This window comes from Sphingobium sp. B2D3A, assembly GCF_025961795.1.
Taxonomy (GTDB): Bacteria; Pseudomonadota; Alphaproteobacteria; order Sphingomonadales; family Sphingomonadaceae; genus Sphingobium.
The window spans coordinates 691,812-706,403 of the sequence record NZ_JAOQOI010000001.1; the positions used below are offsets into that span (position 1 = coordinate 691,812).

Below are 14,592 nucleotides of genomic sequence, written 5' to 3' on the forward strand. Positions count from 1 at the left end.
AGGGCTTACCCGCCAATTTCGGCGATCAGTTTCTGCCCATCTTCCTCATCCCACTCCAGCGCACCGACGATGCGGGCGACTTCCTTGCCCGCGCCATCGTAGAGAATGGTCGTCGGCAGCGTGCCGGTGCCATAATGGAAGCCGAGCGCATTCTCCCGGTCCAGCCAGGTTTGCAGGGTGGAGAGCTTGCGCGCCGACCAGAAGGCGGGAACGCCATCCGGCTCCATGTCCTGAGAAACGGCGATCACTTTAACGCCCTTGCCCTCCGCAGCCTTGGCGGCGCGGTCGAGGGCAGGCAGTTCGGCCACGCAAGGCGCGCACCAGGTCGCCCAAAGATTGACCAGCATCGGCTTGCCCTGCGCAATGGCCTTGAGCGTCGCCGGTTTGCCCTCGATGGTGGTGAAGGGCTTGTCCGGCATCGCCTCGCCCTTGTGGCTGCGGTCAATGACATGGGAGAAGGTCTTGCCCGCGCTCCCCGGTGCGGCTTCGTCCGGGCTCACTTCATCGGGGGAGAGGGCATTGCCCACCGCGGCGGCGTTGCCGGCGCCTTGCGCGTTTTGAGCGGATTGCCTATCGCAGCCGCTCGCGGCCAGTGAGAGGCCGATCAGCATAGCAAGGGCAGAAATAGAGCGCATGGCAGACTCCGCAAGCAAGGGCGCGAACAGCATGTGGGGCGGTCGCTTCGCGGCCGGGCCGGCCGCCGTCATGCGCGAGATAAATGCCTCGCTTCCGTTCGACAAGCGCTTGTGGCGGCAGGACATTGCCGGCTCCATCGCGCACGCCCGGATGCTTGGCGCGCAAGGCATCCTTGCGCAGGACGAGGCGGCGACGATCATTGGCGGGCTGGAGGCGATCCAGGCCGAGTATGAAGCCGGTGATCTGCCCGAGGATCTCGACCTTGAGGACATTCATATGGCCACCGAGGCGCGGCTGGCCGAGAAGATCGGCCCCGTCGCCGGGCGGCTGCACACGGCGCGCTCGCGCAACGATCAGGTGGCGACCGATTTCCGCCTCTTCGTGCGCGATGCCATTGATGAGGTGGACGCCAGCCTCAAGGCGCTGCAGCGCGCGCTGATCGGGCGGGCCGGCGAGCATGCGCAGAGCGTCATGCCCGGTTTCACCCATTTGCAGAGCGCTCAGCCGGTGACGCTCGGCCATCACCTCATGGCCTATTATGAGATGATCGCGCGGGATCGCTCGCGCTTTGCCGATGCGCGCGCGCGGCTCAATCTCTCGCCACTCGGTGCGGCGGCGCTGGCGGGCACGGGCTTTCCGACCGATCGGCATATGACTGCGCGAGCGCTCGGCTTCGACGGGCCGACGCGCAACAGCCTCGACAGCGTTTCCGACCGGGATTTCGCGCTCGATTATCTCATGGCCGCCACCCAGTGCAGCCTGCACCTCTCGCGGCTGGCGGAAGAGTTCGTGATCTGGGCGAGCCAGCCCTTCGGCTTCATTTCGTTGCCCGACGCTTATTCCACCGGCAGCTCGATCATGCCGCAAAAGCGCAATCCCGATGCCGCCGAGCTGGTGCGCGGCCATTCCGGGCGGATCATGGGCTGCATGACGTCACTGTGCGTGACGATGAAGGGCCTGCCGCTCGCTTATTCCAAGGACATGCAGGACGATAAGCCGCCTTTGTTTGAGGCGCATGATCTGCTCGGCCTCTCCATCACCGCGATGACCGGCATGGTGGAGACGACGACCTTCCGCACCGAGCGCATGCGGGCGCTGGCCGAAAGCGGCTTCGCAACCGCCACTGACCTTGCCGACTGGCTGGTGCGGGAAGGCAATGTGCCGTTCCGCGAGGCGCATCACATCACCGGGCGTGCGGTCAAGGCAGCGGAAGAGGCGGGCGTGCAGCTCGCGGCGCTGCCGATCGAGACGCTCAAGGCCATCGATCCGCGGATCGACGAGCGCGTCTATGCGGTGCTGACGGTCGACGCCTCCGTCGCCAGCCGCAAGAGCTACGGGGGCACCGCACCCGATCAGGTGCGCGCGCGGATTGCCGAAGCGCAAACCGCGCTGGATGGAGAGACCGCTCGATGAAGGCGATGAATCACAAGATGTTGGCGCGCGCCGCTCTGGCGCTGCTCGTGGCGGCTGGTCTTTCGGGCTGCGGCTCGGTGAAGGATCTGCGCCCCAAGGAGGGCATGGGTCAGGTGCCCAAGGCCGCCGCCGCGCCCGAGCGGGAGACGCCCAAGCAGCTCATGACGCCATCCACCCAGGCAAAGCCTGACCGGCAGGCAGACCTGCTCGACCGCTCCATGGAGCGCGCGGAGGACCCGTTCGATCTGCCGCCGGGGCCGGAGAACGGGCGGAGTGGGGCGGAGTAATCTTGGTAATCTGACCTCCCGTTCGTGTCGAGCGAAGTCGAGACACGTTAGGACTGTCCTCGGTGTCTCGACTTCGCTCGACACGAACGGATGTTGGGACTTTTACCGCCCGCACCGCGCTTGTGCCCCGCCTGATGCGGGCATAGGACTGGGGCATGGATATTCAGATCACCCAAGCCGCCGCTACCCCGCCTGTCATCCGCCGCGAGGATTATCGCCCGCCGCTCTGGCAGGTGCCGCAGATCAGCCTCGACTTCGATCTCGATACCCGCGCCACCCGCGTCAAGGCCCGGCTTGAGGTCACCCGCGCCGGCGATCATGCCCAGCCGCTGCGACTGGATGGCGACGGGCTGACCCCGCTGCGGGTCGCCGTGGATGGCCGCACGCTCGACTCCTCCGACTGGCGGCAGGAGGATGGCGCGCTGCTGATCCCGCTGACCGGCGACAGCCACGTCGTCGAGACCGAGGTGGAGATCAATCCTGCGGCCAATACGCAGTTGATGGGGCTCTACGCCTCTGGGGGCCTGCTCTGCACCCAGTGCGAGCCGGAGGGCTTCCGTCGTATCACCTTCTTCCCGGACCGGCCGGATGTGCTCTCGCGTTATGATGTGACCTTACGCGCCGACAAGGCGACCTATCCCGTGCTGCTCGCCAATGGCGATCCTGTCGAGGCGGGCGATCTGGAGGGCGGGCGGCATTGGGCGCGCTGGACCGATCCGTTCCCCAAGCCGAGCTATCTATTCGCTTTGGTCGCCGGCGATCTCGCCTGCAATGCGGACAGTTTCACGACCATGAGCGGCCGGCCGGTGAAGCTCGGCATCTGGGTGGCGGAAAGCGATCTGCCGCGCACGGACCATGCGATGAAGGCGCTCAAGGATTCAATGGCGTGGGACGAGCGCGTCTATGGCCGCGAATATGATCTCGACGTGTTCAACATCGTGGCGGTGGCGGATTTCAACTTCGGCGCGATGGAGAATAAGGGCCTCAACATCTTCAACACGCGCTACATTCTGGCAGACCCGGAGACGGCGACCGACCCGGATTATGACGCCATCGAAGCGGTTGTGGCGCATGAATATTTCCACAACTGGTCCGGCGACCGGGTGACCTGCCGGGACTGGTTCCAGCTCTCCCTCAAGGAGGGCTTCACCGTCTATCGCGATCAGGAATTTTCTGCCGACATGGGCTCTGCGGCAGTCAAACGGATCGAGGATGTGCGCGTGCTGCGCGCGGCGCAGTTCCAGGAGGATGGCGGTCCGCTCGCCCATCCGGTGCGGCCAGAATCCTACATGGAGATCAGTAACTTCTATACGGCGACCGTTTATAACAAAGGCGCCGAGCTGATCCGCATGATGGCTAGGTTGCTAGGGCCGGAGCGGTTCCGCAAGGGCACCGACCTCTATTTCGACCGGCATGACGGGCAGGCGGCGACCTGCGAGGATTTCGTGCGGGCGATGGAAGATGGCGGCGGCATCGATCTTGCGCAGTTCCGGCTCTGGTACAGCCAGGCCGGCACCCCGCGCGTGACGGTCGAGACCGCGCATGATGCGACGAGTGGTACGGTGACGCTCACCTTGCGCCAGACCGTGCCGCCGACGCCGGGGCAGGGCGACAAGCAGCCCATGGCGATCCCATTCCTCTTCGCCTTGTTCGACCGGGAAAGGGGCGCCCATGCCGGCGAGGAGTTGGAGGTGCTGACGCAGGCGGAGACGGTCATCACGCGCACCGGCTTCGCGCAGCCGCCGGTGCTTTCGCTCAATCGCAGCTTCTCCGCGCCAATCGTGGTGGAAGCCGAGCAGAGCGCCCAGGATCTGGCCTTTCTCGCCGCGCGCGATGACGATGCGTTCAGCCGCTATGAGGCGTTGCAGCAGCTCATGATCAATGGCCTGCTCAGCCACATTGCGGGCGGACCGCTGGAGAGCGGCGTCATCATCGACTCGATCCGCCGGACGATCAGCGACGACACGCTGGACCGGGCGCTGATCGCCGAAGCGGTGAAGCTGCCAAGCGAGGCCTATCTCGGCGACCAGATGCAGGTCGTTGACCCCGACGCCATCCATGCGGCGCGCGAGGCGCTGCAGCACGAGATCGGCGCGCAACTGGAGCAGGACTGGCGTAGGCTCCATGCCGATTGCGCGCGTAACGGCTTCTCGCTCTCGGCGGATGCGCGCGCGGCCCGCAAGCTGCGCGGGGTTGCCTTGAGCTATCTGGTCGCATCAGGCGCATCGGATGGCCCGGCGCTTGCCTTCGCCCAGTTCGAGCAGGCGGATAATATGACCGAGCGCCAGGCCGCGCTGGCCGTTCTCGCCAACGGCACGGCGGCAGAGCGGGACGCAGCACTGGCGGCGTTCCACGCGCGCTATGCGGGTAATGCGCTGGTCATCGACAAGTGGTTCCAGACCCAGGCTTTGGCCTTCCATCCGGAGACGGTCGATAATGTCGCGGCGCTGAGCAGCCACCCCGACTTTACCCTGGCCAATCCGAACCGCGCCCGCGCGCTTTACAGCGCGTTTGCCGCCAATCAATGGGCGTTCCACCGGGCGGACGGCAAGGGCTATGAGATGGTGGCAGGCGCTATTATCGCGCTGGACAAGCTCAATCCGCAGACCGCCGCGCGGCTCGTGCCGCCACTTGGTCGCTGGCGCCGGTTCGATGCGCAGCGGGGTGCCGCCATGCGCGCGGCACTGGAGCGGATCATCGCCGAACCCGGCCTTTCGCGGGACGTAATGGAGCAGGCGACGAAGAGCCTCGCCTGAGCGGGATAGGACTTCAGCCGGGCGTCAGGTCCGGCTGGAGACCCAGGTCGCCACGGCATTGGCGACATCGTTGGCGGCAGCGCTGATCGCCGGGGCGACGCCATCTGCGTCGATGCGGCTCACCGGCGCGGAGGCGGTGAACCGCTGGCGCGTCACCGTCAGACCGTCCGGCGAGAGCATGGTCGCATCGAACGTGACGACCGCTTCCCGGCGCGTCGCATCAATGCCGAATTCGACCAGATCGCCATTGAGGATGTAGCCGGTGCGGGCGAGATACTGGCCGGGGTCGAGCACCAGGATATTGCTGCGGGACCGGATCGTCTCGGACAGCAGTGACTGGAATTGCCGGGCCGGCGTGTCGACCCAGATCGCATCCTTCACATAGGCAAAGCTGGTGCTGTTCTCGCGCACCGCCACGCGCGGGGTCGCGAGGGCCTTCGGCACGTTCGGCACATCGATGAACAGGGCGGATTCACTGGCACTGGACGCCGATACCCCGGCCGGCACCGTCGCCGTGCTGGCAATGGCGAGCAGCCGGTCGGGCGGCTCGGCACCGAACTTCACGCACCCGGCCGCCGAGATCAGCAGACCCGTGATCAGGGCCGCCCGCGCTGCCTTGCGCATCGCTGCTCCGCTAGTCGCCGGGGCTGTATGCACGTTCGCTCTGCTGTTCGTCATGGCTTGTAATCCGGCAATTTGGGCGAGCCGATCAAGGCGCCTGCACCCTGTTGTTCAACGGTATCCGTCACAGCCTGAAGCGAACGGGAGACCTGACGCAGATCGCGGACCAGCAAGCCGATTTGCGGCATGGTGTCGCGGGTGAAGGTCCGCATGCCAGGCTGTGCTTCCTTCAGCGTCGCATCCAGCGTTTCCAGAGTGGCGCCGGCATTGCGGATCGTCGTGCGCAGGTCGCGGATGAGGGGGCGACCCTCTTCATTCACCAGCGCATTGGTGTTGTTCGCGGCTTGGGCGAGCGATTCCGCAGCCTTGGAGGCATTTTCGAGCGTCAGCTTGGCTTGCGTGATGGTATCAGCCAGTTCCGGCCCACGCGCGGCGATGTCGCCGGTCAGCTTGTCGAGATTCTGCAGGATGCCGGCAATATGCTTCTGGTTGCGATCATCCAGCAGCTCGGTCAGTCGCTCGGTGAGCGTCGTCAGCCGCTCCAGCAGCATCGGGGCGCTGTTGAGCAGTTCGCCAAGCGCACCGGGTTTGGTCGGGATGACAGGCACGCCTTCCGGGCATACCGCCTGCGTATTGCGCTCCGGGCAGACAATCGGCGGAGCGCCGCGCACTGCCCCCTCAAGCTGAATTTCCGAGACGCCGGTAAAGCCCACGCCATTGATCGTCGCGGTCGTGCCTTGCAGGACGGGCGTCGTCCGGCTGACGACGATGCGCACGCGCACGAACTGGGGGTCTCGCTCCCAAAGCTCGATCGACTGGACCTGCCCCGAGGGCACGCCGGCATAAGTCACTGCAGAGCCGCGGGCGATGCCGCTCACCGACTGCTTGAAGAAGATGTCGTATTCCTTGCGATCGGATTCGCCGATGCGTGAGAACCAGAAGGCTGCCCCGACCGTCAAGGCCATCAGGAGCAGGACGACCGCGCCCACGAACACATTGTTGGATCGTGTTTCCATCTATTTCCTGCTTTCCCCCAACGGCTTTATGGCGCCGTGGTTCCACCCTGTCCATGTCTGCGGCCGATTGTGCATCACGCGCCTCTCATCTTGGCGCTCTGGCCATGGGCAACGCGCCCGCGCGGCCCGTTGAAATATTCCTGGATCCAGGGATGATCGAGCGCCAGCAACTCGTCGATCGTCCCGACCGCGATGACCTTTTGATCGGCGAGCACGGCAACGCGGTCGCAAATGGCGTGGAGCGTGTCGAGATCGTGGGTAATCAGGAACACGGTCAGGCCCAGCGTCTCCTGCAAGGCCCGCGTCTGCTCGTCGAAAGCCGCAGCACCGATTGGGTCGAGTCCCGCGGTCGGCTCATCGAGGAACAGCAGGGCCGGGTCCAGCGCGAGCGCGCGGGCAAGGCCGGCGCGCTTGCGCATCCCGCCGGAGAGCTCGGAGGGGAATTTCGGCCCCGCATTGTCCGGAAGGCCGGTCATCAGAATCTTGTAGGCGGCGATTTCCTCGCGCAACTGAACCGGCAGATCGGGATAATACTCCCGCAACGGCACCTGCACATTCTCGGAGACAGTCAGCGTGGAGAACAGCGCGCCGTTCTGGAACAGGATACCCCAGCGCTTGCGGATTGCCAGCAATTCCGGGTCCGCAGGGTCGCGGTCCAGCATTTGCTCGCCGAACACCTCGATGGAGCCGGCATAGGGGCTTTGCAGGCCGATGATCGAGCGCATCAGCACCGACTTGCCGGTGCCTGATCCACCCACGACGCCGAGAATCTCGCCGCGCCGCACGTCGAGGTCCAGCCCGTCATGCACGGTCTGGTCGCCGAAGCGATTGACCAGTCCCCGGATGGAGATGACCGGATCGTCGCTAGCGCTCATTTCCACCCCAGCCAGGTGAAGAACACCGCGAAGATGGCATCGAGCACGATGACGATGAAGATCGCCTGCACCACAGCGGCGGTGGTGCGCAGGCCGACTTCCTCGGCATTGCCGCGCACCTGCAGGCCCTGGAAGCAGCCTGCGATCGCGATGATCAGGCCAAAGACCGGCGCCTTGATAAGGCCGATATAAAGGTCGGTCAGCGGCACGACTTCACGCAGCCGCTGGAAGAAGGTGACGGGCGGAATATCGAGCGAGACCGCGCACAGGAAGGCACCGCCGATCACCGCCATGACCGAGGCATAGAAGCCGAGCAGCGGCATCATGATGACCGCGGCCATGATGCGCGGCATCACCAGCGCTTCCATGGGCGAGACGCCGATGGTGCGCATCGCGTCCACTTCTTCATTGAGCTGCATCGTGCCGATCTGCGCGGCAAAGGCCGATCCTGAGCGGCCGGCGACCATGATGGCCGTCATCAGCACGCCCAGTTCGCGGAAGGTCAGGCGCCCAACGAGATTGACGGTCAGCACTTCCATGCCGAACTGCTCGAGCTGCACCGACCCCTGCTGCGCGATCACGATGCCGACGAGGAAGCTCATCAGCCCGATGATGAAGAGCGCCGAGATTCCGACGACCTCGATACGCTGGACGACCGCGATCAGACGGATGCGAGACGGATGCCGCAGCAGCATGAACGATGTGATGACGACGGCGCCCAGAAAGCCGAGCAGGCCGATCATCGTGTTGAAGGTCATCCGGGTTGCAACACCCACTTCCTCAAGAATGCGCACGATCGGATGGGGCGGCACATTGCGCGTTTCCAGCGGTTGATCGTTGCGCGAGACGACGTCGATCAGCCGCATTGCGTCGTCACTGGCGCCGGTGATTTCCGCCTGCGTGCGTTTGGCGAGGCTGTGGACGATCCACGCGCCGATTGTGTCGATCTGGGTGACCTGCGTGAGGTCGATCCGGGCGACATCGCCCTCTATCGCCTCGGTGCGATTGGGCAGATCGCCAAGCTGGGCGAGCGCAAGGCTGCCGGTGAAGGCAACCGTCCGGCCTGTTGCATCGTTGCTCTCGATGAGGTCGGCAGATTGCGTCATCTGAGCCACAGTGGGCCAGTTTGCGTTGCACGGCAAGCCGAATTGGACCATCTGGCGGGCCGCAGCCCGAGAGTACAGGGAGACATTGAGCGGTGCAGAGGATCGCGATCTACGACATGGACCGCACGATCACGGTGCGCGGCACCTATGCGGCGTTTCTCACGCACATGGCTCTCTCGCTGGCGCCGTGGCGGCTGATTTTCATGCCTTTGGCGGGCTTCGTCATGCTCGGTTACGTGCTGCGGCTGGTCAATCGTGGCCGGGCGAAGGAACTCAATCAGGCGCTGCTGATCGGGCGACGGGTCAATCGCGAGAGGATCCGCCCGGCCGTGGAGGCCTATGCGGACAAGGTGATTGCGCGCAACATCCGCGCCGGCGCGCTGGCCCAGATCGCGCAGGATCGCGCCTCCGGCTGCCGGCTGGTGATCGCTTCGGCATCCTTCCGGCTTTATGTCGAGCCGATTGCGAAGAGGCTGGGCTTCGATGATGTGATTGCTACCGATCATTTCAGCCAAGGTGTCGACTACATCCGGGCACGCATTGCAGGAGAGAACTGCTATGACGTCGCAAAGTTGCGGATGATCGAGGCGTGGATGTCCCGCGAAGGGATTGCCCGGGCCGATGCGCACGTCCGCGCCTATAGCGATCACGTCACCGATGCACCGCTGTTGGGCTTTGCGGACGAGGGCTATGCGGCGAACCCCCATAGTGCCTTGGCGTCACTGGCGGCGGAAGAAGGCTGGCCCGTTCTGCACTGGTGAAGTTGCGCGGCGCGACGGGAATTGCGCCTACGCCGGTAACCCGATGAGCGAAATCTGCCGCCCATAGCCCGGCTCGCTAGCATGACAGGCGCGACGGTAGGAGAAGAAGCGCGCGGGCTGGCTGTACGTGTCCTCATCCAGCAAGGTGACCGTGCCGATGCCCGCCTGCGCCAGTCGCGCTCCGACATAGCCGGCGATGTCGAACTGCAGATGGCCAGGGCGGCCCTCGGAGAAAAAGCGCTCGTCATCCGGATCGCGTTCGAGGAACGGGCGCTCGAAACCGGCACTCACCTCATAGCTCGCCTTGCCGATGCATGGGCCGATGGCGCAGGCGATGGTGGCGCGTGTCGCGCCCAAGGACGTCATTGCGTCAATGGCCGCTTCCGCCACGCCGTGGAGCGCGCCTTTCCACCCCGCATGGGCCGCCCCCACGACACCATGGGTGGGATCGGCAAAGAGGATCGGCACGCAATCAGCAGTGAGGACGCCGAGCAGCAGCCCGGGGCGGGCTGTCACCAGCGCATCGGCTTCCGGTCGGGCGTCGAGCGGAAAGGCGTTGTCCGCAATGACGACGCGGGCGGAATGGACCTGATGAAGCGTTACCAGCTTCGATTGCGACAGCACGGCGTCGCGGGCCAGATCGCGATTTGTCAGGACGGCATCGCGTTCGTCATCCGAACCCAAGCCGACATTCAGTCCGGCGTGAACGCCGGTTGAGACGCCGCCCGTCCGCCCGAGAAAGCCATGGGGGACATCGCCCAGCGCGCCGGCGCGCAGCACTTCGATGCTCATGCGAACCCCGCCGATGCCGGCCAGTCCGGGTGACGCAAGGCGAGGGCCTTGAACAGCGTGCCCATCTGATCGGGCTCGACCAGCCGGTCGCGCGCGGCGCGGATATCCTCGGCACGCGCAGGATTTGCGCGGGTAAGCGTGGCTGCGCGCGCATCGATGCCCAGCGCCGTGAGCAGGGCGCCCTGCCCGATGCATGGTTGCGGCCGCAGCCCCTGCGCCCGGCCGACGGCGGCGATCATGCCGAAGTCGACATGGGCGGTCAGGTCGCGGGCGCCCGGCGCATCGAGCGGATCGGCAAAGCGGTGCTGGCTCATCGCTTGCAGCGTATCGCCCGATGCCGGTCCCTCATAGCCATAATCGATGGTCAGCAGCGCACCGCCCTGTCGGCAGAACCGCTCTGCGAGATCGGCGACGATGGCTTCGGCTGCAAAATTGCGCTCGACCATGGATCCCAAAGGCGCATCGCCGAGCGCAAGGGGAATGTGCTGGCTGCAATCCTCACCGCCAAGGATGAAAGCGGCGGGCTCGCGCTGCACGAAGCGTTCGCGCCAGCCCGCGCCGGTGCGCTGGAACTGGCGGATCGGCAGCGCATCGAAAAACTCGTTGGCGATGATAATGAGCGAGCGATCATCGGGCAGTGTCGCCACGCTGTCATGCCAGATCGCCCCCGGCACCGCGGCCTGCTGGCGTGCGCGCAGCGTGGGGCTGGTCTCGACAAAATGGACCGGCGGTGAGAGCCTGGCTTGGCCCATCGCTCGCAGGGCGTCGGCCGCAAGTGTCCCCCGGCCCGGTCCCAGCTCGACATAGGCGAACGAAACGCCGACGCCGGCGCGCAACACAAGATCGGCGACCCAAAGCCCGATCAGCTCGCCGAACATCTGGCTGATCTCCGGCGCTGTGATGAAGTCCCCGCGCGCGCCCAAGGGATCGCGCCCGGCATAATAAGCGGCATTGGCTGCCGCCATGAAGTCGTGGAGCGAAAGAGTGTCGCGGCCCTGCCAGATGTCAGGCGACACTGTCCTGCCCGGCAATCGGCTCGACGCGGGTCCGGCGGCCCTTCGCGGTCACCACCAGATAGAGGCCCAGCACCAGCATCGGCAGGGTCAGCCACTGGCCCATATGCAGGCCGGTGCGTTCCGCGAACTCCATCAACTGGGAATCCGCCTCGCGGTAGAACTCGACGAAGAAGCGGGCAGCGCCGTAGCAGAGCGCGGCAATGCCAAACAGCTTGCCGGGCTCGTAGCGGGCCTTGGTCTTCCAGAAGAAAAAGGCGAGGATCGCGAACATCAGCGGCCCTTCCAGCAGCGCTTCGTAGAGCTGGCTGGGATGCCGGGGCATGTCGCCTCCGCTGGGGAAAACGATACCCCATGGCACGGTGGTGACCTTGCCCCACAGTTCGCCATTCACGAAGTTGGCGAGACGGCCGAAGAACAACCCGAACGGCACGACGCAGGCGATATAGTCCGCCACCCGCAGGAAGGAGAGCTTCTCGCGCCGGGCCATCCACCAGATCGCGGCGATGACGCCTATGGTGCCGCCATGCAGCGACATGCCGCCTTCCCACAGCTTGAAGATGTCGATGGGGTTCTGGAGGATCGAGGGCTGATAGAAGAGAATATAGCCGAGCCGTCCGCCCACGATGATGCCGAGCGTGGCATTGAAGATGAAATCGTCGGCATGGCGCCGTGCCATGGGTGCTCCGGGCTGGCGGAGTAGCACCGTCAGATACCAGTAGCCGATCAGAATGCCGGCGAGATAGGCCAGACTATACCATTTGATCGCGAAGAAGCCGAGATCGAGGGCGACCGGATCGAGCCCGAGATTCTGGAAATAGATGGGCTGAGCAGCGGCCAGGACAGCAAGCGTCAAGTGTTTTCCCCGTCAGTTTTGCGCTGCATAGTGCAAGACGTCAGCAACACCAAGGCCGGAGAATGACAGGCCACGCTGCAAGCCATGTCCTCGGCATGGAAAGCACCCGTGGCGGCGGGCGCCTTCTACCGGCCCCGGGCATCGCGGATGCGGCCCGCGTCCATGCCAGCGAGTTGCCGCTTGAGGTCTTCGGGCGCCGGGGCGATCAGGAAGCCGAAGCTCACATTGCCCTCGCGCGTCTCCACGACATGATGCAGGCGATGCGCCTGCACGATGCGCTTCATGTACGGCGAGCGGGCCACGTAACGATGCTTTACCCGCTGGTGAACGATGATGTCGTGGAAGCCGAGGTAGATGGCGCCATAAGCGGCGATTCCGGCGCCGACAGCGGTCGCCCAGTTGCCCCAGCCCCATTGCACGCCGCCGAGCAGCATCAGGATCGAGGGCAGGGCGAAGATCACGAAATAGAGATCGTTGAGCTCCCAATTGCCCTTTCGCGGCCGATGGTGGCTGGCATGCAGAAACCAACCTGGGCCGTGCATCACCCAGCGGTGCATCACATAGGCAAAGCCCTCCATCAACGCGACAGTGAGGATGAAGAGAGCGACGAGGCTGAGGAACGACATGGTGCTCCCGCCTATAGGCTTGCGGGGACAGGCTGTGAAGCGAAAGGGCTGCCTTGTCTTGCGGGGAGCGCGCAGGTTAGCATGGCGTCATGATGACCCTCGCGTGCCTTCGCCGGCTGACGATGCCCGTCGCCTTGACCCTCCTGTCTGTAGCGGCGCTGGCCCCGGCCCACGCCCAGCGATCCGAAGCCGAGATTCAGGCGAAAATCGACGCCGAGCTGGAAGCGATCAATCGCACCGAGGCCGCCGCGCGGGCGGCCGAAGCGGCCGCGGCCCAGCGTAAGGCTGAGGAGGAGGCGGCCAAGGCGCGGGAGGTGGTCGAGACGCAGGTCTTTGAGACCGTGCCCGTCGTCCTGACGACCAGCGCCGGCACCGTCACCCTCGCGATCGAGACGGAGCGGGCGCCGGTGACTGCGGCCAATTTCCTCGCCTATGTCGATGGGAAGCGGCTCGATGGCACGCTCTTCTATCGCGCCTTCAAATGGGAGGATGGCACGCCCGGCGGATTCATCCAGGGCGGGACGCAGAACGATCCAAAGCGGATTCTCAAGCCCGTACCGCACGAGCCGACCAGCAAAACCGGGCTGAGCCACATCGAAGGCGTTATTTCCATGGCGCAAGGCGCGCCGGGGACGGCGACAGGCGATTTCTTCATCATCGTGGGCGACATGCGCGGCTTCGACGCGACGCAGGATCAGCCGGGTTTTGCCGCTTTCGGCCGGGTGATCGACGGCATGGATGTCATCCGAAGCATCTGGAATGCGCCGCGCAGCGCGACAAAGGGTGAAGGCGTGATGAAAGGCCAGATGCTTGAGCCTGCCATTCGTATCATTACGGCCCGGCGTGCCAAGGCCGACTGATCTTGGTTTGAGGTCGGTTGTAAGAGCATGGCCGAGCTTCACGCTCACAACAAAAAGGGGCCGCGACGGATGTCGCGACCCCTTTGTTCAGCCGTCTCCCCCCGGTGACGGCTGCACTTTATTCGATCAGAACGCTGCGCCGACCGAGAACACGACCGCTGCGTCGCTGCCGCGGATCTGGCCGGGCTCGTCGGTGTCGACATAGCGCACGCCGAAGGTCAGCTGCTTCCAGCTCGCGCTCACGCCAGCCGACCAGTCGAACACTTCGCCGTCAACGCCGCCGAGGAAGCTGTCGCTCGTTGCGTAGCCGATGCTGCCGTCAACAGTGAACGGCGTGCCAGGGATGGCGAGCGACGGAGCAGCCTTGATGTAGAAGGCGTCGTTCTTGCCGAGCGCGTCCTGCTTCCAGGCATAGTTGGCGGTCACTGCCAGGCCGACCGGGCCGAGCGTGGTCTTGACCGTGACATAAGGCTCGAAAAAGTCGGTCGCAACGTCGGTGACCGTGTCCTTCGGGTACAGATAGTAGAGCAGACCGGCGTCGACCGTCACGCCCGGAGCCAGCTCCGTGGAGTAGCCAGCGAAGAAGTCGAGCTCAGCGGTCGCGCCATTGCCAGCGCCGTCGAGATCCGGGAAGTCGACGTTCGAACCCCAGGTGCCGAAGTAGAAACCGCTGTCGTGCGTGACGGTGATGCCGGCCTGGATGGCAGCATTCTGCTTCGTCTGCGAGAAGCCGCGGAAGCGGTAGTCGGACACAACGGTGGCGGAGCCGGAAACGGTCAGGCCGCTGTCATCGTCCTGCGCGAGAGCAGGGGTGGCAGTGGCAAAAATAGCGAGGGCCGAGAGGCCCAGAATGGACTTACGCATGGGATTCCCCTTAACGAGATAAAAATGCGATCGTCCCTGCCTGCAGCGCCGGGCGATCGCTTCATTTTGGATCCGCATTTTGCTGCGGTTGAGCGGACTTGCCGGCAAGC

Annotated in this window: 15 protein-coding genes; 5 read left to right on the forward strand and 10 right to left on the reverse strand. The window is 64.9% G+C overall.

Annotated elements, in window-relative coordinates; translation table 11 throughout:
- Positions 1-5 precede the first annotated feature (5 nt).
- A complete protein-coding gene (locus M2337_RS03195; protein ID WP_264571663.1) occupies positions 6-635 on the reverse strand; it encodes a TlpA family protein disulfide reductase in 630 nt (209 codons plus the stop codon).
- A 31-nt stretch (positions 636-666) separates the two neighbouring features.
- On the opposite strand from M2337_RS03195, the gene argH reads away from it, so the two are divergent.
- The 3 genes from argH (at position 667) to pepN (ending at position 5,092) form a co-directional block, all read left to right on the forward strand.
- On the forward strand, positions 667-2,049 hold the full coding sequence (argH, locus tag M2337_RS03200; protein ID WP_264572339.1) for an argininosuccinate lyase: 1,383 nt from the start codon (positions 667-669) through the stop codon (positions 2,047-2,049).
- Positions 2,046-2,336, forward strand: a complete 291-nt coding sequence (locus M2337_RS03205) for a hypothetical protein (protein ID WP_264571664.1) — start codon at positions 2,046-2,048, stop codon at positions 2,334-2,336. Before argH ends, M2337_RS03205 begins: the two co-directional genes overlap by 4 nt.
- A 155-nt stretch (positions 2,337-2,491) precedes the next feature.
- Positions 2,492-5,092 (forward strand): aminopeptidase N, encoded by a 2,601-nt coding sequence (gene pepN / locus M2337_RS03210; RefSeq protein ID WP_264571665.1) that lies wholly within the window; start codon positions 2,492-2,494, stop codon positions 5,090-5,092.
- 24 nt (positions 5,093-5,116) lie between these two features.
- Here the strand turns inward: pepN and M2337_RS03215 are convergent, their stop codons facing one another.
- The 4 genes from M2337_RS03215 to M2337_RS03230 all read right to left on the reverse strand — a co-directional run bounded on the left by M2337_RS03215 (position 5,117) and on the right by M2337_RS03230 (position 8,710).
- The gene (locus M2337_RS03215; RefSeq protein WP_264588584.1) at positions 5,117-5,716 is read right to left on the reverse strand and encodes an ABC-type transport auxiliary lipoprotein family protein; all 600 of its coding nucleotides are present in this window, start codon (positions 5,714-5,716) and stop codon (positions 5,117-5,119) included.
- A 50-nt stretch (positions 5,717-5,766) separates the two neighbouring features.
- On the reverse strand, positions 5,767-6,729 hold the full coding sequence (locus tag M2337_RS03220) for an MlaD family protein (RefSeq protein ID WP_264571667.1): 963 nt from the start codon (positions 6,727-6,729) through the stop codon (positions 5,767-5,769).
- Between the two features lie 74 nt (positions 6,730-6,803).
- Positions 6,804-7,604, reverse strand: coding sequence for an ABC transporter ATP-binding protein (locus M2337_RS03225; RefSeq protein ID WP_264571668.1), 801 nt, complete (start codon positions 7,602-7,604; stop codon positions 6,804-6,806).
- Complete coding sequence (locus M2337_RS03230) at positions 7,601-8,710, reverse strand: ABC transporter permease (RefSeq protein ID WP_264571669.1); 1,110 nt, start codon at positions 8,708-8,710, stop codon at positions 7,601-7,603. Before M2337_RS03230 ends, M2337_RS03225 begins: the two co-directional genes overlap by 4 nt.
- Before the next feature lie 116 nt (positions 8,711-8,826).
- On the opposite strand from M2337_RS03230, the gene M2337_RS03235 reads away from it, so the two are divergent.
- Positions 8,827-9,471, forward strand: coding sequence for an HAD family hydrolase (locus M2337_RS03235; RefSeq protein WP_264572340.1), 645 nt, complete (start codon positions 8,827-8,829; stop codon positions 9,469-9,471).
- Positions 9,472-9,498: 27 nt separating this feature from the next.
- Here M2337_RS03235 and pgeF read toward each other — a convergent pair whose 3' ends face one another.
- From pgeF to M2337_RS03255, 4 genes are all read right to left on the reverse strand, one after another.
- Positions 9,499-10,263 (reverse strand): peptidoglycan editing factor PgeF, encoded by a 765-nt coding sequence (pgeF, locus tag M2337_RS03240; protein WP_264571670.1) that lies wholly within the window; start codon positions 10,261-10,263, stop codon positions 9,499-9,501.
- Entirely contained in the window at positions 10,260-11,279 is a 1,020-nt protein-coding gene (locus tag M2337_RS03245; protein ID WP_264571671.1) for a class I SAM-dependent methyltransferase, read from the reverse strand. Before M2337_RS03245 ends, pgeF begins: the two co-directional genes overlap by 4 nt.
- Entirely contained in the window at positions 11,269-12,132 is an 864-nt protein-coding gene (lgt, locus tag M2337_RS03250) for a prolipoprotein diacylglyceryl transferase (RefSeq protein WP_264571672.1), read from the reverse strand. The genes M2337_RS03245 and lgt overlap by 11 nt, the downstream gene beginning before the upstream one ends.
- 125 nt (positions 12,133-12,257) lie before the next feature.
- A complete protein-coding gene (locus M2337_RS03255) occupies positions 12,258-12,758 on the reverse strand; it encodes a sterol desaturase family protein (protein WP_264571673.1) in 501 nt (166 codons plus the stop codon).
- 314 nt (positions 12,759-13,072) lie between these two features.
- On the opposite strand from M2337_RS03255, the gene M2337_RS03260 reads away from it, so the two are divergent.
- The gene (locus M2337_RS03260) at positions 13,073-13,618 is read left to right on the forward strand and encodes a peptidylprolyl isomerase (RefSeq protein WP_264572341.1); all 546 of its coding nucleotides are present in this window, start codon (positions 13,073-13,075) and stop codon (positions 13,616-13,618) included.
- A gap of 126 nt (positions 13,619-13,744) precedes the next feature.
- On the opposite strand, the gene M2337_RS03265 is transcribed toward M2337_RS03260, so the two are convergent.
- Positions 13,745-14,482, reverse strand: coding sequence for a TorF family putative porin (locus M2337_RS03265; RefSeq protein WP_264571674.1), 738 nt, complete (start codon positions 14,480-14,482; stop codon positions 13,745-13,747).
- Between the last annotated feature and the right edge of the window lie 110 nt (positions 14,483-14,592).